Annotated in this window: 20 protein-coding genes; 9 read left to right on the forward strand and 11 right to left on the reverse strand. The window is 63.9% G+C overall.

Going from position 1 to position 21,990, the window contains the following annotated elements:
• Positions 1-78 precede the first annotated feature (78 nt).
• Positions 79-1,875: a BCCT family transporter gene (locus IEY28_RS10770; RefSeq protein WP_188997242.1), complete on the reverse strand. Its 1,797-nt coding sequence runs from the start codon at positions 1,873-1,875 to the stop codon at positions 79-81.
• Positions 1,876-2,321: 446 nt separating this feature from the next.
• Between IEY28_RS10770 and IEY28_RS10775 the strand changes: the two genes are divergently transcribed.
• Both IEY28_RS10775 and IEY28_RS10780 read left to right on the forward strand, forming a co-directional pair.
• Positions 2,322-2,738, forward strand: coding sequence for a hypothetical protein (locus tag IEY28_RS10775; protein ID WP_188997244.1), 417 nt, complete (start codon positions 2,322-2,324; stop codon positions 2,736-2,738).
• A 54-nt stretch (positions 2,739-2,792) separates the two neighbouring features.
• Positions 2,793-2,954: a hypothetical protein gene (locus tag IEY28_RS10780; protein WP_188997246.1), complete on the forward strand. Its 162-nt coding sequence runs from the start codon at positions 2,793-2,795 to the stop codon at positions 2,952-2,954.
• A 30-nt stretch (positions 2,955-2,984) separates the two neighbouring features.
• Here IEY28_RS10780 and IEY28_RS10785 read toward each other — a convergent pair whose 3' ends face one another.
• The 4 genes from IEY28_RS10785 to IEY28_RS10800 form a co-directional block, all read right to left on the reverse strand.
• Positions 2,985-3,431, reverse strand: coding sequence for a universal stress protein (locus IEY28_RS10785; RefSeq protein ID WP_188997249.1), 447 nt, complete (start codon positions 3,429-3,431; stop codon positions 2,985-2,987).
• A 147-nt stretch (positions 3,432-3,578) separates the two neighbouring features.
• Positions 3,579-4,826 carry a threonine ammonia-lyase gene (ilvA, locus tag IEY28_RS10790; RefSeq protein ID WP_188997251.1) on the reverse strand — a complete coding sequence of 416 codons (1,248 nt, stop codon included), beginning with the start codon at positions 4,824-4,826 and terminating at the stop codon, positions 3,579-3,581.
• A gap of 61 nt (positions 4,827-4,887) precedes the next feature.
• Positions 4,888-7,440 carry a GcvT family protein gene (locus IEY28_RS10795; protein ID WP_188997252.1) on the reverse strand — a complete coding sequence of 851 codons (2,553 nt, stop codon included), beginning with the start codon at positions 7,438-7,440 and terminating at the stop codon, positions 4,888-4,890.
• A 215-nt stretch (positions 7,441-7,655) separates the two neighbouring features.
• Positions 7,656-10,229, reverse strand: a complete 2,574-nt coding sequence (locus tag IEY28_RS10800; protein WP_188997254.1) for a GcvT family protein — start codon at positions 10,227-10,229, stop codon at positions 7,656-7,658.
• A 286-nt stretch (positions 10,230-10,515) separates the two neighbouring features.
• On the opposite strand from IEY28_RS10800, the gene IEY28_RS10805 reads away from it, so the two are divergent.
• The gene (locus IEY28_RS10805; RefSeq protein ID WP_188997256.1) at positions 10,516-10,935 is read left to right on the forward strand and encodes a GlcG/HbpS family heme-binding protein; all 420 of its coding nucleotides are present in this window, start codon (positions 10,516-10,518) and stop codon (positions 10,933-10,935) included.
• 2 nt (positions 10,936-10,937) lie between these two features.
• On the opposite strand, the gene IEY28_RS10810 is transcribed toward IEY28_RS10805, so the two are convergent.
• Entirely contained in the window at positions 10,938-11,672 is a 735-nt protein-coding gene (locus tag IEY28_RS10810) for a creatininase family protein (RefSeq protein ID WP_188997258.1), read from the reverse strand.
• Positions 11,673-11,747: 75 nt separating this feature from the next.
• On the opposite strand from IEY28_RS10810, the gene IEY28_RS10815 reads away from it, so the two are divergent.
• The 5 genes from IEY28_RS10815 to IEY28_RS10835 all read left to right on the forward strand — a co-directional run bounded on the left by IEY28_RS10815 (position 11,748) and on the right by IEY28_RS10835 (position 17,154).
• Positions 11,748-12,704 carry a succinylglutamate desuccinylase/aspartoacylase family protein gene (locus tag IEY28_RS10815; RefSeq protein WP_188997261.1) on the forward strand — a complete coding sequence of 319 codons (957 nt, stop codon included), beginning with the start codon at positions 11,748-11,750 and terminating at the stop codon, positions 12,702-12,704.
• Positions 12,705-12,843: 139 nt separating this feature from the next.
• On the forward strand, positions 12,844-13,908 hold the full coding sequence (locus tag IEY28_RS10820) for a DUF8073 domain-containing protein (RefSeq protein WP_188997262.1): 1,065 nt from the start codon (positions 12,844-12,846) through the stop codon (positions 13,906-13,908).
• A 78-nt stretch (positions 13,909-13,986) separates the two neighbouring features.
• Positions 13,987-14,847 (forward strand): methylenetetrahydrofolate reductase, encoded by an 861-nt coding sequence (locus tag IEY28_RS10825; RefSeq protein WP_188997264.1) that lies wholly within the window; start codon positions 13,987-13,989, stop codon positions 14,845-14,847.
• A gap of 148 nt (positions 14,848-14,995) precedes the next feature.
• Positions 14,996-16,243 carry a serine hydroxymethyltransferase gene (gene glyA / locus IEY28_RS10830; protein WP_188997267.1) on the forward strand — a complete coding sequence of 416 codons (1,248 nt, stop codon included), beginning with the start codon at positions 14,996-14,998 and terminating at the stop codon, positions 16,241-16,243.
• 92 nt (positions 16,244-16,335) lie between these two features.
• Positions 16,336-17,154, forward strand: a complete 819-nt coding sequence (locus IEY28_RS10835; RefSeq protein WP_188997269.1) for a universal stress protein — start codon at positions 16,336-16,338, stop codon at positions 17,152-17,154.
• Positions 17,155-17,243: 89 nt separating this feature from the next.
• On the opposite strand, the gene IEY28_RS10840 is transcribed toward IEY28_RS10835, so the two are convergent.
• Entirely contained in the window at positions 17,244-18,629 is a 1,386-nt protein-coding gene (locus IEY28_RS10840; RefSeq protein ID WP_188997272.1) for an aminomethyltransferase family protein, read from the reverse strand.
• A 108-nt stretch (positions 18,630-18,737) separates the two neighbouring features.
• Positions 18,738-19,241, reverse strand: coding sequence for a dihydrofolate reductase (locus IEY28_RS10845; protein WP_188997274.1), 504 nt, complete (start codon positions 19,239-19,241; stop codon positions 18,738-18,740).
• A 655-nt stretch (positions 19,242-19,896) separates the two neighbouring features.
• Between IEY28_RS10845 and IEY28_RS10850 the strand changes: the two genes are divergently transcribed.
• A complete protein-coding gene (locus IEY28_RS10850; RefSeq protein ID WP_188997277.1) occupies positions 19,897-20,160 on the forward strand; it encodes a hypothetical protein in 264 nt (87 codons plus the stop codon).
• Between the two features lie 27 nt (positions 20,161-20,187).
• Here IEY28_RS10850 and IEY28_RS10855 read toward each other — a convergent pair whose 3' ends face one another.
• The 3 genes from IEY28_RS10855 to ddfA all read right to left on the reverse strand — a co-directional run bounded on the left by IEY28_RS10855 (position 20,188) and on the right by ddfA (position 21,862).
• A complete protein-coding gene (locus tag IEY28_RS10855; RefSeq protein WP_188997280.1) occupies positions 20,188-20,847 on the reverse strand; it encodes a helix-turn-helix domain-containing protein in 660 nt (219 codons plus the stop codon).
• 435 nt (positions 20,848-21,282) lie between these two features.
• Positions 21,283-21,444, reverse strand: coding sequence for a hypothetical protein (locus IEY28_RS10860; RefSeq protein WP_188997282.1), 162 nt, complete (start codon positions 21,442-21,444; stop codon positions 21,283-21,285).
• A gap of 127 nt (positions 21,445-21,571) precedes the next feature.
• Positions 21,572-21,862, reverse strand: coding sequence for a DdfA family disk-determining factor (gene ddfA, locus IEY28_RS10865; protein ID WP_188997283.1), 291 nt, complete (start codon positions 21,860-21,862; stop codon positions 21,572-21,574).
• Positions 21,863-21,990: the final 128 nt, after the last annotated feature.

The following is a 21,990-nucleotide window of genomic DNA, read 5'->3' on the forward strand; positions in this document are numbered from 1 at the left end:
GTCGGCACGGTGCTGCCGCTGCTTTCGGGGTACGGCCCTCACCGTCGTCGCGAAACCGAGAAAAACCGCCAGGACGGATCAGTCGCTTCCTTCGGCGTCGGGGTTGCCGGTTACGTCCGTCACCACGTCGCTACCGGTTTTCGTGACGTCGACGTCTTCTTCGGCGGTCATGTCCTGGATGCGCTCCTGGAACTGTTCGGACTCCAGAATCTCGTACTCGTTGTCCAGTCCCAGATAGACCGTATAACACATCAGACACAGGATGACCGCGAACGGCAACCCGGTCGTGATTGCGGCCGTCTGCAGGGCGCCGAGGCCGCCACCGACGAGCAGGCTCGCGGCGACAGCACCCTCGGTGATCGCCCAGAAGACCCGCTGGACCTTCGGCACGTCGTGTTTGCCGCCCGAGGTCAGGTGGTCGACGACCAGCGACCCCGAGTCAGAGGACGTGACGAAGAACGTCACCACGAGCAGGGTCGCGAGCAGGCCCGTGACGGCCCCAAGCGGGAACTTGCTCAACATGGCGAACATCGCGACCGTCTGTCCCTGATTCGCGACGGCCGAAGCGATGCCACCGCTGCCGACGAGTTGGACCCAGAGGGCCGACCCGCCGAACGTCGCCAGCCAGAGGAACGAGAACATGGCTGGGAGGAACAGCACGCCCAATACGAACTCTCGTACGGTCCGTCCCTTCGAGATGCGCGCGATGAACATCCCGACGAACGGCGACCACGCGATCCACCAACCCCAGTAGAACACGGTCCAGCTCCCCATCCAGCTCTTGACGGTGTAGCCGCCCAGTGCCGCCGAGCCACCGATGGTGCCGGTGAAAAACGACAGCGACAGGAAGTTACCGAGGTACGCACCGAGTCCGTCGGCGAACGTCCCGAAGATGTACACCGTCGGGCCGACGACGAGCAGGAACGCCAGCATAGTGAACATCAGGTAGAGGTTGAAGGTGCTCAGCCGTTTGACGCCGCCTTCCAGCCCTGCGGCGACGGAGGCCGTCGCGATGCCGGTGATAACCGCGATGAGGATGACCTGTGGCACCGTCCCGGTCGGCACGTTCACGAGACCGAGGATGTCACCCCCGACGTAGGACAGGCCGGTGTTTATCTGTGCGACCCCGAGCCCCAGCGACGTCGACAGGCCGAACAGCGTCGCGAAGACGGTCACGAGGTCGATGACGTGGCCGGGCCAGCCGTAGATTCGCTCACCCAGCAGGGGCCAGAAAATCGACCGGAACGTCAGCGGGAGCCCCCGGTTGAACGAGAAGAAGGCCAGTCCGAGGCCGACCAGTCCGTAGATGGCCCACGGGTGAAAGCCCCAGTGGAAGAACGTCTGTGCCATCGCGGCGCTTGCGGCCCCGGCCGTGCCGCCCTCTGCACCGAACGTGGGCGGGACGACCATGAACTCCGATGCGCCGGAACCGAAGTGCCACATCGGCTCGGCCACGCTGAAGAACATGAGTCCGATACCCATGCCCGCGCTGAACAGCATCGCCATCCACGAGAAATCGCTGAACTCCTTTTCGGCCTCTACGCCGCCGATTCTGATGTTCCCGTACTTACTGACGGCGAAGTACAGTATCGTGACGATAAACAGGTTCACCGCCAGGATGTAGAACCACCCGAACGTTCCGTTGATGAAGTTGAAGACGTCCGTGTACACCGTCGACGCCTGATCGCCGAGGGCGATGGTCGCCGCGACGAAGGCGACGATTATGACCAGCGATATCGGGAAGACGATCGGATGAACGTCAAAGCCCAGCCGCCGGATGTTGGTGTCGCCGGGTTCTCGGTCGGACTCCGGATGGAACAGCTCCACCTGCAGCCCGTCAGACATCTGGCCAGTCGTCTCGTCACTCTCTGACATGCGTTACCCCCGTCGTGTGTATCCGCGTTGTCCGTGGTTTCATTCTCGATGTTCCCGTCGTTTCGGGTCGTTTTTCGCCCGATTCTCCGTGTCGTTCTGGCACGTGGCCGAAGTCCTTCCCGGACGAACCTGAGTCGTTCACCGGGCCAGTGTACGCGGTACGACGAGTCGCACCGCCAGTTTGGCCGTCGGTGTCCGAGCCACTGTGGTGTGCTACACTACCTCAACCCGAAGGTGCGATTGGACTATATTAAAACTTCGCCTGTATACTGCGGGTAAGGACCTACTAACCTCCGTCTCCGAGGACGCTATCCGAGCAGACACCGGGGCAGCACGGTGGTTTTCGTTCGACCGTCGCTGCGCGTACCGGTGACCGTCTTCGCACGACCAGCGTCGGAATTCGGTGACCAGTGCGAATTAAGACGGCGAGTCTACAATAACCAATAATGATGGAATTCCTGAAGGTCGTGTTTGCTCGGCTCGGAAAGGCCGTCGAGGCGGTCCTCGAACCGCTCAGGGCCGACCCGGAGTCGGACCACTTCCGGCTTTCGAGTCCGGAGACACACACGACTACTATCGACGGCGACGTGGGGTGGGGCCGTCGCCCTCCGGCGGTGGTTCGGTGTCCCCGCTGTGGGGCAGACATCGACCAACGCGACGCACGGGACGACATCGACTGTTCCCGGTGTGTCGCCGAATTTTCCCACGAGGACTTTCCCGAACTGGCGTTGCAGTATCTGGTCTGTCCGGTCTGTGGCAACCGGATGGAACACGGTCAGCGTCACCCACACGCCCTCGACGTGCCCGAGTGGGCGACGTGTCACGGCTGCCGCTATCACTGGGAGTTCAGACACTCGTACTGAGGCCGGCCGCTCGGTGTCGGGTGCCTTTATTTATCAGCCGACCGTCCTGTCCGCATGGAGAACCTGTTAGGGACCGTCGCGGCGGGTCTCGCCGTCCTGTTGATAGGGACGGCGCTGCTCGCGATGTCGAACGGCGACTTGCAGGTGGCGGGATTTAGCTTCCTGTGTGCGAGTCTGGTCATCTACCTCCGCGAGACGCGACTCGTCGACACCTGAGTGCCGGACCATCGAGCGGCGTCGCCGTGGTCACGACAGTTCGTCCATCTCCATCCGCTGTGTGATGACCGGAACCGTCGCGGTCCGGACCACCTTGTCCGTCGTCCCCCCGAGGATGGTTCCTATCTTCCCGCGATACGCCGACCCCATCACGATGACGTCGAGGCCTTCCTCCTCGGCGTAGTCGACGATCTCCTCACTGGGCGTGCCTGTCCGAAGCGCTCGTTCGCACTCGACGCCGTACTCCGCTGCCACCTCCGCTATCTCGTCTAGGGTCTCCTGCCCGTACGTTTCGTACTCTTCCCGGACGCTCTCCTCGTCGTCCCGTATCGACATCGCCCGAGGAACGCCGGGAAGGTCCATGACGTAGAGCGCGTGGACGGTCGACCCGAGTTCGGCAGCGAGTTCGATACCGTGTGTCGCGCCCTTCTTCGATTCTGCGCTTCCGTCGTACGGAATCAATATGTGCTCGTACATACGCTACAATACAGTCGTACTTCCACGACTGCGCAGAAATAATTTCCCCCGTGAACTATCACTATTCGATCAACACGCGGGTCGGGAAACCGGCTCTCAGGCCCCCTCTGGCCCCGACTAACTACGGGAGGACGTGGTACCTATCACTCAGACAGTCCTGGCAATGTCCTCGACGGGGTAGCCGGTCTCGCGGATGGCCTCGACGATGGCGTCGGCGTGTTCCTGTCCGCTCGTCTCGACGTTGAACACCAGATAGGCCTCGCCGACGTCTAAGTCCTCGACGGAGCGCTCGTGGCGCACGTCGTGGATGTTCGCGCCTTGGTCCGCGATGGTCCCGGAGATGTCCTCCATGACGCCCGGTCGGTCGTCGATGCGCACCCGCAACCGCATGAGTTGGCGGCGCTCGGTGAGCGCGTGGATGAGCACCGTCCGGAGTTGCGTCATGTCGAGGTTCCCGCCACAGAGCAGGGGTATCACCGTCTCGTCGGTGACGTCCAGATCGTCGCTCAGGATGGCGGCGACGGAGGCGGCGGCCGCGCCCTCGACGACCTGTTTGGCGCGCTCCATCAACAGGAGGATGGCCCGGGCGATCTCGGTGTCGGTGACGGTCACCACGTCGTCGACGTTCTGCTCGATGATGCGCAGCGTCGTCTCGGAGATGCCGCCGGTCGCGATGCCGTCGGCGATGGTGTTCACCTCGTCCAACGTCACGGGCATCCCCTTGTCGAGGCTCTCGTGGACGGTCCCCGCTCCGGTCGCCTGCACGCCGACGACGCGCGTCTCCGGCGAGAGGTGCTTGATGGCCGTCGAGACGCCGCTGATGAGGCCGCCGCCGCCGATAGGGACGACTACGGTGTCCACGTCGGGACAGTCGTGGTACATCTCGGCGCCCAGCGTCCCCTGCCCGGCGATGATGTCCGTATCGTCGTAGGCGTGGACGAACGCGGCGTCGCTGTCCTCGACTTCGGACTTCGCGTGGGCCATGGTCTCCTGAAAGTCCTTGCCGACGAGTTCGACCGTCGCGCCGTACCCTCGAGTCGCGTCGACCTTCGCCTGCGGGGCGTTGACCGGCATGAAGATGGTCGAGTCTGCTCCGCACTTCGTCGCGGCGAGGGCGACGCCTTGGGCGTGGTTGCCCGCGCTGGCGGCGACGAACTCGTCGACGCCCGCTTCGACGTCCTGTGAGATCTTGTTGTACGCGCCTCTGGTCTTGAACGACCCCGTCCACTGGAGGTGTTCCATCTTCAGGTACACCTCGCCGCCGACGAACTCGTCGAGCGACGAACTGCGTTCGACCGGCGTCTTCTTGACGACGGTGTCGTCGTCGAGGCGTTCACGCGCCCGTTCGATGTCGGCGTAGGTGACGGGCAGTTCCGCGGATTCTGTCGTTGTCATGAGTGGATTGTCGGTGCCGGGACTTACCCCCGGTCGGTCGTCGAGCGATGCCGGCGACGGCTCATCGGAGTAGCTTCTCCCGGCCGGGGTCGAACAGCGGTTCGTCTCGGACCGTCGCGTCGTACGTCTCGCCCTCGCACTGGATCTGGACCGACGTGCCTGCTTCGGCGTGCTCGCTCGGGACGTACGTGTAGGCGATGGACTCGCCGATGCTGTAGCCGTAGTCGCCGGCCTGCACGTAGCCGATGGCCTCGCCGTCCTTCAGGACGGGACGTCCCGAGAGCATGATGTCCGACGAGCCGTCGAGTGTGAGCGGCGTGATGCGGTTGTCGATGCCGTCGGCCTTCGCCGATTCGAGGGCCTCCTTCCCGACGAAGTCGGTGTCCATGTCGACGGCGAAGGGTAGACCGGCCTCGAACGGGTTCGAGTCGGTATCGATGTCCGTGCCCCAGAGCCTGAAGCCTTTCTCCAGTCGCATCGAACTGAGAGCGCCGCCGCCCATCGGCCGGACGTCTAAGTCCTGTCCGGCCTCCCAGAGCGTCTCCCAGAGGCGCTGCCCGTACTCCGTCGGCGTCCACAGTTCCCAACCGAGTTCACCCACGTAGGAGACGCGCAGGGCGATGACTGGCACTTCGCCGACGTACATCTGCTTCGCGCGGAAGTACGGAAAGCCGTCGTCGGTCACGTCGGCGTCCGTACACCGCTGGAGCAGGAGCCGTGACTTGGGCCCCCAGAGGCCGATTGTCGACTTCGCGCCCTCCTCGATGTTGACCGACACCGTCTCGGGTGCGTGGTCTTCGAGCCACCCGCCGTGGATGCCCGGCGAGTTGCCGCCGCCGGTAGTGACCATGTACTCCTCGTCGTCGAGGCGGACGACGGTGACGTCCGCGAGGATGCCGCCGCCCTCGTTCAGCAGCAGCGAGTAGCGGACCTGTCCGACGTCGATGTCCACGTCGTTGCTGCACACTCGCTGGAGGAACCCTTGACTCCCCTCGCCGGAGACCATGATGGAACTGAACGAGGTCATGTCGAACATCGACACGTTCTCGCGGGTGTGGAGGTGTTCGGCGGCTTCGATTTGCGAGCGATTGATGCCCTGCCAGCCGTCCTGTTCGGGAATCTGGTCCTCGTAGCGGTCCACGAGGTCCGCGTTGGACTCGTAGTACTGTGGCGACTCCCAGCCACCGCTCTGGTAGAACTCCGCGCCCAGTTCCTTCTCCTGATGGTAGAACGGACTGGTTCGCAGGCGGCGGTGGTCGTCTGGTTGCCAGCGTGGTTCGACGATGCTGTACACCTGCTCGTAGCGCTTCGCGCCCCGGTCGACGAAGTAGTCCTTCTCGCCCGCGTGGGGTTCGAACCGCCGGACGTGGATGCCGCCGGTGTCGACGGGACCGGACGGGAGACGCGGCGTGCCGTTCTCCATCCACTCCGCGAGGATGCGGCCGTACCCGCCGGAGTGGGTCCACCAGATGGCGAGCGCCGTCCATAGGTTGTCCACCTGCGCTGTCTCACCGACTGCGGGCATCCCGTCGGGCGTGAACACGAAGATGCCGTTCTCCGTGACCTCGTAGTCCACGTCTCGTGTCGCCGGGAGCAGTTCGTCGAAGGCCTGCTTCGCGGACTTGTCGCGATTGCGGTGGGTCGGCTGGGTCCAGTGTTCCTCGGTGAACCCGCGGACCGACGCCTGTCGCTCCTCGGAGTTTTTACCCATCGCCTCTGGGTCGACCGAGAGCGTCTCGTGGTTGTACGACCCCATCCCCAGCGAATCGCCGTGGGTTCGGAAGTACAGCGAGTGGTCTTGATCGCGACCGACCGGTTGGTGTGGTCCCTCGCTCATGTACTCCGCGATGGACCGCTCGCCCGGCACGTCCAGTCCGGTCGTGTTGTCCCCGACGGAGGAACCGGCGTCGGCCAGTTCCGACATCGGTTCGGTGACGACGTACTGGTGTTCGACGGGCGCGATAGGCAGGTCCAGTCCCGCCAACTGCCCGGTCTGGTAGCCCCAGTTGTTCGTCGCGATGACACAGCGCCCGCACTCGATGCGCCCCTTGTCTGTCTCGACGGCCTGAATCTCGCCGCCGGAGACGTCGAGGTCGGTCACTTCGGTGCTGCCGTAGAAGTCCGCAGACGATTCGCCGATGTACCACTGGAGGGCCGCGATGCCGTCGACGCGGCCGTCCGTCGGGGAGTAGTAGCCGCCGAGAATCTCGTCCTCGTCGACCATCGGCAGGTGGTCGGTGACCTCCTCCGGCGAGAGGAGTTCAGGTTCGGGCAACCCGTAGGAAGTCGCCCACTCCTTTCGGCGGCGGAGGAAGTCCATCCGGTCCTCGCTCCGGGCGAGTTCGATACCGCCCACTTCGTCGTAGACGCCGGCGTCAGAGAGCAACCGACTCGTGTAGTGGGCCGCCTTCGTCTGAATCTTCGACGGCGACGTCTGGAACATGATGCCGGGCGCGTGGACGGACGACCCGCCCGTGACCGGCAGCGGGCCTTGGTCGATGACCGTTACGTCCTCCGCGCCGAGTTCCGTCAGATGGTACGCGACACTACACCCGACGGCACCGGCACCGATGATGACGGTGTCCGCCTGTGATGGGGGAGCCTCTGTGCTCATGTATCTCGTATCGAGGTCCTTCTGTCACTATCTTAAATACACCGACGGGTTCGGCTGGGGTATCTGAGGATGTCTGTGGAGAGTGCCTGAGTGGTCCGAAAATGGGACATTCGATTTCTGCGGCAGTTGGCGGACACACGGTAGAAGACGGCGTGTGTCTCTCGAACCACAGCGTGACAGGAACGCGACACGATCGGATGGACGCGCGGCGAACGTCAGGAGACGAGCGGTTCCTCGCGGACCGTCGCGTCGTAGCGCTCACCCTCGTAGAGAATCTCAACCTCGGTACCGGGTTCGGCGTACTCCGGTGGGAGGTACGTGTAGGCGACGCAGGCTCCTTCGGTGTACCCGTACTCTGCGCTGTGGAGGTACCCGAGCACCTCGTCCCCGTCCAGCACTGGCCGGTCGTCGAGGACTACCGCCTCGGGGTCGTCCAGCGTCAGACAGGCGACCTCGTGGTCGATGTTGTCGCCGTCGGCGGCCGCGGCGACGGCCTCCTTGCCGATGAAGTCGGTTTCGAGGTCGACGGCCCAGCCGAGGCCCGCCTCGTAGGGGTTGTGTTCGGTGTGGAGGTCTTCGCCCCACAGGCGGAACCCTTTCTCGATGCGCAGGGCGTCGAGTGCGCCGTTGCCGTACGGCCGTATGTCGTATTCTTCGCCGGCCTCTAGAACGTGCTCCCAGAGGCGCTCCCCGTACTCGGCGGGCGTGTACAGTTCCCAGCCGAGTTCGCCGGCGTAGGACACCCGGAGCGCGGTCACGGGGACGTTCTTGACGAAGAACTGCTGGCTCGTAAAGAACGGGAAGGCGTCGTCCGAGAGGTCGACGTCGGTGACCTTCGAAAGCACTTTCCGGGCGTTCGGGCCGGTACACACCATCGCGGCGAGGTTCGAGGTGACGTCGTTGACGAGGACGCCTTCGGGCGACTGCTCGCGGACCCACGCGACGTGGTTGTTCCCGACTTCGCGGCCCGTCGTCAGCAAGAGGTAGCGGTCCTCGTCCGTGCGCGTGACGGTGATGTCTGCGCGGACGCCGCCGCCCTCGTTGCACATGAGCGTGTACTTCACGTCGCCCACGTCGATGTCCATATCGTTCGTACAGAGGTACTGGACGAACTCGCCGGCGTCCTCGCCGACGACTTCCATCTTGTTGAACGCGGTCATGTCGTGCAGGCCGACCTTGTTCCGGACGTGGAGCGCTTCGGCGCCCTCGATGGGCGAGTAGTACTTGCCTTCCCAGCCCTCGCGGTCGGGAATCCGGTCGCCGTACTCCGCCAGCAGGTCGGCGTTGGCGTCGAACCACTGCGGGGCCTCCCACCCGGCCTCGGCCCACATCTCCGCGTCCCACGCCTCGTGGGAGTGGTACATCGGCGTCCGCCGGATGTCGCGCTGTTTGTCCGTCCACACCCACTTCGGATGCATGATGTTGTAGACGATGCGGTACTCCTCGCCGCCGATGTCGCGGGCGAAGTCCCAACTGCCCTCGTGTTCGTCGAAGCGGTTGACGTCGCAGTGCGCGAGGTCTATCGGGCCTTCGGGGAGTCGCGGGACGCCGTTCTCCATCCACTCGGCCAGCGCCTTCCCGGCGCCACCGGCGTGGGTGACCCAGATGGCTGCCGCCGTCCAGAGGCCGTCGTACTCCTGTACCGGACCCATGACGGGGAGGCCGTTCGGTGACTCCGCGAACATCCCGTTGTACTTGTGTTCGAGTTTCTTGTCCTTCGTGGCCGGGATGAGTTCGTCGCTGGCCTGTCGCGGCGCCTTGTCCGGGCGGTCCGGGTGGGTCGCCGTGTTCATGTGGTAGTCGGTGAACTCGTGGACAGAGCCCTGTTCACCGTCCGGGTCGTTCCCACCCAGTTCCTGCGGGTCCGGAACGATTGGCTCGTGGTTGTACGAGCCGATGCCGTAGGCGTCCCCGTGGTTCCGGTAGTACATCGCGTTGTCCTGGTCCCGGAGAATCGGTCTGTCGGGGCCGACGAGCAGTCGCTTTGCCTTCTCGCCGGAGACGTTCTCGTAGTTCTCGAACAGCGGGTGGTCCGTGATGTCCACGGCGCTGTCTGCGAGTTCGTCGAGCGACTCCGTCATGGTGTACTGGTGCTCGACGGGCGTCACCGGCAGGTGGACGTCGAGTTTCTCACCGAGTTGGCGGGCCCAGATGTTCGTCGCGACGACGACTTCCTCACAGTCGATGGTGCCGTGTTCGGTGACGACGCCCTCGATGGAGTCGCCGTCCGTCACCACGTTCTCCGTACGGGTGTGCGGGACGAACCGCGCGCCGTTGTCCATCGCTTCCCGAGCGAGCGCGTCACAGGCCACGACGCCCGACACCTGTCCGTCCGTCGGCGAGTAGTACCCGCCGAGTATCTGGTCGGCGTCGACGAGCGGTAGATGGTCGGTGACTTCCTCCGGCGAGAGGAGTTGCGGGTCGTCGATGCCCCACGCCTTCGCGTGTTCGACGCGGCGTTGGAGGAAGTCCATGCGCTCCTCGCTTCGGGCGACTTCGATGCCGCCCACCTCGTTGTAGGCCTGCTGGCCGTCCGCGCCTTCGAGTTCGGCGTACAGGCGACGGCTGTAGTCCGCGAACTGGCTGAGGACCTTCGGTTCGGCGGTCTGGAACATGATACCCGGCGCGTGCGTCGAGGACCCGCCCGTCGTCGGCATGGGCCCTTGGTCGACGACGACGACGTCGTCGCGGCCGAGTTCCGTGAGCTGATACGCCAGATTGCAGCCGACGATACCGGCACCGACGATGACGGTGCCAGCCTCGGTCGGCAGGCTGTCTGTCGTCTCCATAAATCTGATTCGTAGGTGATTCTGGCGGCCAAATATAGTTATCCCCTGTCCTCTCGGCGGTTTTCAACCAGTCACTTTGCTGTCTGGTAGAGCTTCCGAATTTCACAATGATAGTACTGTGAAATAGAGGGTAGTGTCGATTCAGTCCTCCCGACCGACGGCTCCCAGATATTCGAGTATACGGTCCCTAGACGGCATGAAACAGCCGAATGGTCGGCCTTCTCCGTGGGCTCACTCCGCGGGTGGTGACAACCCTTTTCCCTCTCTCGAGTGCGCTCTCAGTTGCATGGTCGACTCCATCTCGCTGGAGACAGCGACAGAACTGATAGCGGCGGCAGAAGCGAAGGCAGAGGAGATCGCGAACCCGATGGTTATCACGGTGGCCAACAGCGAGGGGAACCTCGTCGCCCAGCACCGGATGGACGGCGCGTGGCTCGCGTCGGTGAGCATCTCGCGGAACAAGGCGTACACGTCCGCTGCACTGGAGACGCCGACACACGAACTCGCCGAACCGTCGGAACCCGGAAACTCCCTGTACGGACTCCAGACCACCGACGAGGGACGTATCGTCATCTTCGGCGGCGGCTACCCGCTCGAACGCGACGGCGACGTCGTCGGCACTATCGGCGTCTCCGGCGGGGCCGTCTCACAGGACCGAGACGTCGCGGAAGCGGGCGTCGAACGCTGGAACGAACTCACGGAGTAACGCTAGTCGTCCCGCGGACCCGGCTGACGCGCTGCAACGGCGTCGAGCAGGTCCACGAGGGCGTCCGCGGCCGCGGTCAGCAGTGTCTCACCCAGTTCGGCGCTCCCCTCGCGCGGGTCGCCGACCACGCCGTTTTCGGTGAACTCGTCGGCGTCGAACGCGAGGTTGACGCGACCCTGCCAGTCGCCCCAGCGTTCGCTCCCGTTCTCCGCCGCCGAGTCGAGGCGGTCCTCGTGGACCGTCTCGGGGTTCGCGTGCTGGAGGAGGGCCGTCTCCAGCGGACCGCCGTGACCCATGTCGGAACTGTGCTCGCCCACTTCGTCGAACCACGTGAACGGGACGGCGTACGCCTCGTCGTGTCTCGAAATCCGGCCGGCGACCTCCCGGAGGGCCGCGATGTTGCCGCCGTGACCGTTGACGAGGACGACGCGGTCCCAGCCGTGGTGGGCCAGACTCCCCACGACGTCTCTGACGTAGTCCCGGAACGTGGACTCGGAGGTCCAGAGCGTCCCGCTGAAGGCCCGGTGTTCCTCGGCGACGCCGACCGGAACCGCGGGCGCGACGACCACTTCGCCGTCGTACTCGTCGGCGGCGCGTTCGGCCACCGCCTCCGCGTTGAGCGTGTCCGTCCCCAGCGGCGCGTGCGGGCCGTGTTGCTCCGTGCTCCCGACCGGGAGCAGTGCCAGATTCGTCTCTGTCTGTTCGGCGTCGGTCCACGTCTCGGATTCGATGTGCATACGCGCACCTCTGTGCGAACTCGAATAAAGCCCCTACTCCCGGTGCTTTTTACGCTCGCGCCGCAGTGGCGACGTATGGAGTACGAGTCTGTGACGCATACGACGAGTGACCGTCGTCTCGGTCGTCTCCCGTCGGGCAGCGACGTGTCGGTGACTGTCCACCGGTACGTTGGTGGCCCCGGCCCGGCCGTCTACGTGCAAGGGGCCCAGCACGGCATCGAACTCAACGGCCCGGCGGCGTTGCGCCGTCTCCACGGGCGATTGATCGACGCCGAAATCGCTGGGACCGTCGCCGTCGTTCCGGTGGTGAACCCGCTGGCGTTCGACCACCGCTCGTACATGACTCCCGCGGAGTACGACGTGATGAACCCGAACCTGAACCGCGTCTGGCCCGGTGACGAGGCCGGCAGCCTGCAAGAGCGACTGGCCGCCCGGTTGTGGGACCTCGTGACCGACGCCGACGCCGCCGTCGACTTACACACCGGGACCGCGGACATGCTCGAACACGTCCGGTATCAAGACGGCGAGGGCGAGGCCCGGACGCTGGCGAAGGCGTTCGGGACGGAGTACCTCGTCGTCGACAGCGACGAGGCACCGGCAGACGACGAGTTCAGGGGGACGTTCCGGACGGCCGCCGCACGCGCGGACGTCCCGGCGATAACCGTCGAACTCTCGAACAGCAGGACGGTCACGCACTCGGCTATCGACACCGGCGTCGTCGGCGTCGAAAACGTCCTCCGCGAACTGGGCGTCCTCCCGGACGACCCGGCCCGACCGCCCGACCAGACGCGCCTCCGGAACGACGGTGCCACCACCGTGGCGGCGGAGTCGGGCCTGTTCGAACTGCGCCCGGACCTCGGCGTCGGCGACCACGTAGAGGCGGGAGAGACGCTCGGCGCCGTCTACTCCCCCTCGACGTTCGAACGACTCCAGACGGCCACCGCCGACGACGGTGGCGTCGCCTACTCGCTGGCCCGTGAGGCCGTGGTCGTCGCTGGCGAGCGAATCGCCGGCATCGCGACGCCGGTGTGACTGGCGTCGCAGTCGACAGCCGGTCAGCCGTATCTCTCGGGCGCAGTCTCGGTACCACCGCCGTATTCGGGGATTTAAATGGGTTGGTTATTACTGACACACTGTTATGCTCCGTGATGTGTCATAGATACTCAATAACATGGGACTACAGACCGCCTTCGACGTCCTCTCCCAGATCGTCGAACAGTACGAGTCGCGTGGTCGGACCGTCCGACACGTCGAAGCGACGGCGAGCGACGGCGGGTCGCTGCAGGTCTCCATGGCGGTCCCGGTGTCGCTCTGTGCCGCGTCTGGCGACGGCGTCCACTCCGACCTCACCCCGGAGACGGCGACACTGACCGACAGCGGTGGGCTACGGGTGGAGTTCTCGACCTCCGCCCTCGCCGCGCTCCCACCGACGACTGCGGCGTCCATCTCGGTCAACGAGGAGGCCGTCCGCGTCGAAGACGGCGGCATCGTCCTCGGCGTCGAACTCACCGTCGACCCGTCTGCAGACGGGACGGAGCGTGCCGCAGTCGGCGAGGACGCCGCCACCGACTCTCGGACGACGGCGCAGTCGGCCACGGAACCGACAGACGTAGACGGGGCGTCGCCCGAACCGTCCGCACCGCCAGCGGACAGCGAGGACGCGTCACTGGCGGACGAACTCGCGGCGGTCCGTGACGACGACGTCCCGCCCTACGAGGACACGGCGTACCTCAAGCGTCTCTATGACGCCTGCGAGAACTTCACCGAGATGAGCGAGCGAATCGAGATGGACGTCTCCTCCGAGACGGTCCGACGCTACATGATCGAGGCAGACATCCACGACCCGACGTCCTACGACACCTCGACCAACCAAGATACGGGGCGGGCTGGGGAGGGACGCGCGGACGCGACGACGAGCGCCGAACCGACTCTGGCGGCACCCACGGCGACCGACGATCCGATGGAGACGATCCCGGACGAGCAACTCGTCACCGACGGCCTCGGCCTTCCGGAGAGTGTCCATCTGGCGGACGTCGCCGACGCCGTCGTCGACTCGGTGACCGTCTACGAGGTCCAGCGACACCTCGACCTCGAACGCCAGCAGACACAGGAACTGCTCGAAGAACTCAATCTGCTGGACCTCGTCATGCGGCAGTTGTCCGACAACCCGGAACAGACGGCGTCCTACGAGCAAGTCGCCACGCGAATCCGAGAGTGTGCCCCCGGCCCAGCGTGACTCCCCGCTGGCAATTTAAAGGGGTTCTGTGACCCACCCACAAACAAAAGTGTCCTCCATACATCCTACCGATACGTAATGTCGTTGCGAAGTCGTACCATGACGCCGCAGGACGGGGTCGAGAACCTCCTCACGAACGCACGGTTCGAACTGATGCCGTTCGAGAGCTTCGAGGAGGAGATAACGCACCTGCCCGACGGTGCGACCATCGCTATCACTACCTCGCCGCAGTTGGGTATCGAGGCGACGCTCGAACGGACCGAGGAGGCCGTCGAACAGGGGTTCGAGGTCGTTCCACACATCGCGGCCCGCTACGTCCGTGACCGGGAGCACCTAGCGGACATCGCCCGGCGACTCACAGAGGCCGGCATCACCGACATCTTCGTTCCGGGCGGCGACCGGGACGAACCGGAGGGGGAGTTCGAGTCGGCGTACGACCTCCTCTCGACGCTCGACGGGATGGAGTACTCCTTCGAGGAGGTCGGCATCACCGGCTATCCCGAGGGCCACGACTTCATCGACGACGAGACGCTGGCGGAGTCCATGGAGCAGAAAGCGCCCTACGCGACGTACATCGTCACGCAACTCTGCTACGACCCGGAGACGGTGCTCGAGTGGATCGAGGAGATTCGCGAACGTGGCGTCACCCTCCCGGTCGAAATCGGCATCCCCGGCGTGATGAAGTACAAGCGATTGCTCCAGATCTCCCAGAAGGTCGGCGTCGGCGACTCGATCAAGTTCCTCCGGAAGACCACTGGCGTCGTCGGCTTCATCCGGCAGCTCGTCGGGTCCCGCGGGACCTACAAGCCCGACGACCTCATCGACGGCCTCGCCCCCTACGTCGACGACGAGGAGTACAACATCAGCGGCGTCCACATATACACGTTCAACCAGACGCCCGATACGATGTCGTGGCGGTACGAGCGCCTCGAAAAGTAGGTCCAGCGACACGCCGTATTCTCACCCAGCCGTCCCCCTCGAACCGTAGTCAGTGCGACACGTCGGCGGGGCCAGACACGTCCACTCACTCGCCAGACACGTTCTGTCGGGAGCCAGTTTATTGCCGCTCTAGCTCCTGTCCTCGACCATGACGTACGAAACCGTCAGAGCGACGGACCCGGCCGTCGCAGACGCCCTCGAAGGTGAGCGAGAGCGACAGAACGACACGCTGGCGATGATAGCGAGCGAGAACCACGTCTCCGAGGCCGTCATGGAGGCCCAGAGCTCGGAACTCACGAACAACTACGCCGAGGGCTACCCCGACGAGCGCTACTACGGCGGCTGTGAGTACGCCGACGACGTCGAGCAGTTGGCCATCGACCGCGCGAAGGAACTGTGGGGTGCCGACCACGTCAACGTCCAGCCACACTCTGGCTCGCAGGCAAACATGGGCGTGTACCTCGCTGCTCTGGACCCCGGTGACAAGATTCTCTCGCTGGATTTGACCCACGGCGGCCACCTCTCACACGGCCACCCGGCGAACTTCGCCGGACAGGTCTACGAAGTCGAGCAGTACGAGGTCGACGAGGAGAGCGGTTACATCGACTACGAGGGCCTCCACGAACACGCCGAGGAGTACGACCCGGACATCATCGTTTCGGGCTACTCCGCGTACCCGCGCGAGGTCGACTTCGAACGGATTCAGGCGACGGCCGACGCCGTCGACGCCTACCACCTCGCCGACATCGCGCACATCACCGGGCTGGTCGCCGCGGGCGTCCACGAGTCGCCGGTGGGTGTCGCGGACTTCGTCACCGGGTCGACGCACAAGACCATCCGCGCGGGCCGCGGCGGCGTCATCATGTGCGGCGACGAACACGCCGACGACGTCGACAGCGCCGTCTTCCCGGGTTCGCAGGGCGGTCCGGCGATGCACAACGTCGCCGGCAAGGCCGTCGGCTTCGGCGAAGCGCTCGACCCGGCCTTCGAGCGATACGCCGAACAGACCGTCACCAACGCGAAAGCGCTCGGCGAGCGGTTACAGGACCACGGCCTCGACCTCGTCTCGGGCGGCACGGACAACCACCTCGTGCTGGTCGACCTCCGCCCCTCGCATCCGGACACCACGGGCAAGGAAGTCGAGGAGAGCCTCGAAGAAGCCGGCATCGTCCTCAACGCCAACACCGTCCCCGGCGAGACGCGCTCCGCGTTCAACCCCTCGGGCATCCGCGCCGGCACGCCCGCCCTCACGACTCGCGGGTTCGGTGAAGAAGCGTGCTGCGAAGTCGCGGACCTCATCTACGAAATCGTGGACGCCCCCCACGACGAGGCCGTCGTCGCCGAGGTCAGCCAGCGAGTCGACGAACTCACCGACGAGTACACCCTCTACGACTGAGCGGCTGACCGGGGACTCACCACTCTGGTCGCCCCCGCTCCTCTATTTGTTGGCGAGTCTATATTTGTCGTCGCACACGAGTGTAGCGTGGGATGTACAGTACCCTCATTCCGGTCGACGAGGACGAGAACCGAGCGCTCCATCAGGCGAGATACGTGGCGTCCCTCGCGGACGCGACGACGGACGTCGAGGCGACAGTCTTGCACGTCGTCTCTCCCGGCGAAGTAACGCGAGCAGATACTGCCTCGTTCGAAGCGGTGGACGCCGCCGTCGCAGCCGCAGAGCACCTGACGGCGGCCGACGTCACCGTGACCCGTCGCGTAGCGGACGGCAGCGTTCCGGCGGCCATCGTCGACACTGCGGACGAACTCGACAGTCAGGAAATCGTCATGGGTGGACGGAAGCGTTCCGGCGTGGCGAACGTTCTGCTCGGCAGCACCGTCCACGACGTGTTCGTTTCGACTGAGCGCCCGGTCACGATTACCGGCACCGGGATGGTGTTTGGGGAGGGCGACAGACACGTCCTGGTTCCGGTCGACAAGCGCCGCGAACGCGCCCTGAATCAGGCGGAGTACGTCGCTCAGTTACCCGGGGTCCCAGAGAGCGTCACCGCGACAGTGCTGTACGTGTATCCGCATCAGGATTACGCCGGTGCGCCGCCCCACGACTTCGGAGAAATCGGTGCGGCCGTCGCCGCTGCGGAGTTCCTCGAAGAGAGGGACGTCGCGGTCGAACGGGTCACGGTCGGCGGCGAAGTCGCCAGAAAGATTCTCGCCACCGCTGACGACGTCGACGCGAGCAGCATCGTGATGGGCGGCCGCAGACGAACCGGCGTGCAGAAGGTCGTCATGGGCAGCACCGCACAGGATATCCTGCTGTCGTCGGACCGCCCGGTCACGATCACGGGGTAGTACCCCGGCAGTGACACTGACGGCGAGACGGCGGTCAGCACAGAAAAGCGGAGTGATGGTATGTGGTATGAGCGACAGGGTGGCGCCGATCAGTCGTCGCTGGACTCTGCTTCGGCTTCTTTGCGCGCGTTGAGTTTGGCCTGTTCGCGAGCGCTCGGGTTGACGGACTCCTTGAACGGCACCTTCGCGACCGTTGCGAACACCGGCTCACCGGACTCTTCGGCGTACTCGTCGGGCAGGTGGACTCGGAACTCGAGGTCGAGTTCTTCGTCGTAGATCTCGTCGTTGAGCGGCGTGTCGGTGACTTCCTGCAGTTTGTCGGCTGGCACGAATCCCATGGCGATGTTCGTCTCGAGGTCCGGGTTCCACCACGGCGAGGTGATGTAACCGCACTCGTCGCCCGTCTCCGGGTCGGAGACCAGCCAGAAGTCCGGGGCGTAGTCCCGAATCGGTTCGCCGGCCATCTTCAGGCCGATGAGCTTGTGCTCGAACGGGTACTCGCCGTTCTCGATGAGTTCCTTCTGGCGCTCGAGTTCTTCTTTGCCGATGTAGTCCGCGTCCTTGTCGTCGGGCACGTGATAGCCGAGGTTGACCTGGAACGGCGACGTCTCGTGGTCTAGGTCCTGCCCCCACGACATGATACCGGCCGCGATGCGGCGGTGGTGGCCCGGCGCGATCTGGCGGCCGCCGTGGTCCTTGACTGTCTCCATCACGGGGTCCCAGACACGTTCGGCGTTCTTCGAGGCGTCCTTGACGTAGATCTCGAAGCCGGCCTCGCCGGAGAACCCGGTCTGACTGATGAGGACGTCACAGCCGTTGATTTCGGCGTCCATCAGCCCGTAGTACGGGACGTCTTTGACCTTGTCACCGACGACATCGACCATGACGTCCTCGGATTTGGGGCCCTGAATCTGCATCGGGGCCACGTCGATCTCGTCGATCTCGACGTCGAAGTCGTTATCGACGTTGACTCCCTGGAGCCACTGCATCAGGGTCGAGTCGGAGATAGAGAACCAGAACTCGTCCTCTTCGGGACGCAGCAACACGGGATCGTTCAGAACGCCACCGTCCTCGTTGCAGAGGATGACGTACTTCCCGTCCATCGCGTCCATGCTCGTCACGTCGCGTGTGACGACGTAGTTCGTCAGTTCCTCGGCGTCGGGGCCCTTGACGCGAATCTGGCGCTCGACGGCGACGTCCCACAGCGTCACGCTGTTGGTGAGCGCCTCGTACTCCTTCATCGCACCGCCGTCTTCGGGTTCGACGAGGCCGCGCGGGTGGTAGATGCGGTTGTAGACGGTACACCGCCACGCGCCCTCCTCGTTGAAGGACTTGTGGAAGAACGGTGACTTGCGCACACGCGTGGAGACCAACATCTCGATGTTGGGGTCGCCCGTCTGCCGCAAGTTCCGTGGTACCGTCCGATCCGACTGGTCGACACTAGGGTGATTGGGATGGCTTTCGTTCCCGGACATGCTTGTGGACAAAGATCAGAGACTCTCATAAAAGATGACGCTGATTACCCCTGCCGTTTATGTACCGGTAGCAATCTGGACGGAGAGATATCGGGCGTCCGCCCACGATTACCGGCCGGTGGACGACGCGTCTCGGCGCTCGTACCAGACGATATCGAACGCCTCGTGCCGGTCACGGTCCGTCTCACGCCACTGGTCCCACTCGACTGTCGGAAAGGTCGTGTCACCGTCGACGGCCGTCTGCAGTTCGGTCAGAATCAGTTCGTCGGCACACGGGAGAAACTGCTCGTAGACGGTGCCACCGCCGACGACGTACGCCGTCTCGACGTCCGTCGTCTCGGCCGCGCGAAGCGCTTTTGCCGTCGATTCGACGGTGACGACGTCGTCCGGCAGACGCTCTGGACGGTGCGTGAGGACGATGTTCCGACGCTCTGGCAGCGCCGTCCCCAACTGCCGATAGACGTCGTCGAAGGTTCGTCTGCCCATGATGACCGGATGGCCGACAGTCGTCCGCTTGAAGTGGTTCAGGTCTGCCGGATAGTCCCACGGAACGCGCCCGTCGGACCCGATGACCCCGTTGGCTGCGACGGCAGCGACGAGTGCAATTCGCATCTCGTTTGGCGAAGAGGACGCCTGGACACAAAACCTGTCTCATCGACCGGTCCCGACGGCACGCCTCGGTTTCGGACACCCGGTGTCCTCGATCGCCGCTACCGACGCTTGTGGCAATCATTTCAGAAATATAGCTATATCGGATATACTATTGTTTTGGCGAGCGCTCGCCGTGGACTACGGGTGTCGCTCGACCGAATTCGCTTCCCACGGCCGGTCTGTCGGTCGCGTCTCGCGTCGAGATGGTGACGGAGTTCGACTGCTTCGCCGCCGATCTCGTGACTGGATAACGTCGAATTAAGGCCTAAAGATGTCAATAGCGTCCACTCTCGACAGTTCGAGTCGTCGTTGTGAGATTCACGGTACGGCCTGTGTGACGCACAACGGTGACCAGCGATTACCGGTGTAGTCGGTGAGGCGGCGTGCAATCAGAAACTCGAATATACATATATGAATACTTATGGGACTATCGAATAAAAAGCAATCTTATATGATAGAATCCCCTCCCCGGGCCCGCCACAACGAGCTGTTCGAATGACACGCTGGGGAACAGCGTCGTCGCCGCCGAGGCGCTGCTGTCTGCCAGCACGACGTGTGTGTCAATCGATACCCCCTGTCTCGCGCGACTTATTGGATTGGAGCCGCAACGGCCCACATGAGTGCGATTCGGACCAGACCGGGTCCGGCCGCGGCCTACGCGTTTCGACTCGGCATCGTCGCCGGTGCCGTCGTGGGACTCACTGCGGTCGCGTTACTGTATCGTCTCGGCGCCATCACGCCGGTCATCGCGGGATACACGTTACTCGTCTTGTTCCCTGTCTATCTCGTCTTCGTGGCCAGCGCCCTCAGCATCTGGCTCGGATACGACAAGGACGCGACGTCGCTCAGGCCCGTATACCAGTCGAAGGAGTCGGAGTAACGTCCCCGCAGGAATCGGTCGGTGGCGTTACTCCTCGGCCTCGTCGTCGACGAGCGTCGCCCCGACGAGGTTGCGCATCCCGCGACGGAGACGCCCGCTCATGGCCGTCGACGAGAGGCCGATCACCTCGGCTACCTCGTTCAACGAGACGTCGCGGGGTTCGCCGAAGTACCCCTCCTCGTAGGCTATCGTCAACGCCGTTCGCTGCTCTGCGGTCAGGCCGTACGAGGGTTCGCCGCCCGTCTCGCTGTTGCCGTATATCTCGATGATGTCGAGTGCGATGTCGTTCTCGTTCGCGTACTCCCAGATCGTGTTTAACGCCGCTCGGTCGGGGAGGAGGAGGCGAACGAGCCACCCGTGGCGTTTCGTCTCGGTGTGGACCAGAAACCCGTTGACGTCGGTCACGACGGTGCTGATGAGTTTCGTCTCCGGGGTGTGTTCGATGTAGTAGATGCCCGTCCGGTCGGTCCAGTCGACGAGTTCGTAGTTGTCGACCGTCGGGTCCTCCTCCAGTGCCGCCTCTAACTCGCCCCTGTCGTCGTACTCGATGAGAAACGGGAACACGGTCGAGCCCGGGTCGGTGTTCCCCTGGGTGATGACCCGGATGTCGACGTCTTCGAGGGTCCGAAGCGTTGGGACAAGCGCGAGTCGTTCGTGCTCGATGTATACTTTGGCTGTAATCGACATATAACGTACAGGACTCGTTGTGGCACCGTCACGGATCGGACCCGGATGCGGTCGCAGTGTGGCGGTGTGTTCGGTCGTACCCTGTTCGTTGAACCTACACAATCGTCGTACAATAATGTTTAGATGTCTCCGACGGTGCCGCCGTCCGAACGATACTTTCGCCGCTCGCACACGAGTGGTGTCCTATCGGGCCACGGCTACCGGTGGACTGACCGCTGTCGGGGCTGACGTGGTCGGGCACGGAAAATCTGGGGTCCGACAGCGACTCTGTCGGTAGATATAGTAGCCATTGAAAGTCAATGCCCACCCGACCGCACGACGGCGGTGCGGTCGGTGTGTGAATCGTTTCAATTGTCACTATAGCGTCGACGTCGCGGTGTCGGTGCGGCTACAGCTGCACAAGGCGAGTGCCTCGGGGCTTGACCCCGAAGCGGTTCACTCGTTGTAAGTCTCCGGAATGAGAACCACACCGTGGAACTCGAAGAGGTCGGTCACGACGTCCTCGATTCGGTCGAGGTGCGGTGGCAGCGCGACGGCCGGCAGGTAGAACTTCGCTGTCGTCGGCCGCTTTTCTTTCTGTGTCTCTATTTCGTTCATCTCGATCTCAGATACCGGTTCCCCACCTGTAGGTGTTGGTGGGTAAAATTACGGATGTTTAAACCGGGAATTTACAATGTTTAATTGGGCAGGTTGCCGCACTAGCCCGAGACGCCGTCAGCCGCGGTCAGGTCTCTCTCAAGAATATCTGTCCGGTACTCTGGACGACGACGGTGTATCCGTAGTACGAAAACGTAACACACCCCGGTGTCGCAGTGTTCGCCGACTTCGTCTCGAATAGACTGTCCAGCGCGTCCGTGTTGATGCGTTCGTCCATCGGCGGCAGCGATTCGAACGACACGCCGGCGTACTCCGCGACAGCGCCGCGTATCGTCTCGCTCACCTCGGTGTTACCCTCCCACTGGTGACTGAGCTGATGAGTCGTGCCGTCGAAGTTGTCCGTCCGTGCTACGCCCATGCTACCGTATGGCGCGCCTCTATATGATGGGTGTTAATGCGGAATATACAACGTATTTTTATACCGGTCGAGGCGATCCACGCGCATAACGTACATACGTCAGCGTACACAATTGCGGGTACCCAACT

It is taken from the genome of Haloarcula pellucida, assembly GCF_014647235.1.
Classification (GTDB): Archaea; Halobacteriota; Halobacteria; order Halobacteriales; family Haloarculaceae; genus Haloarcula; species Haloarcula pellucida.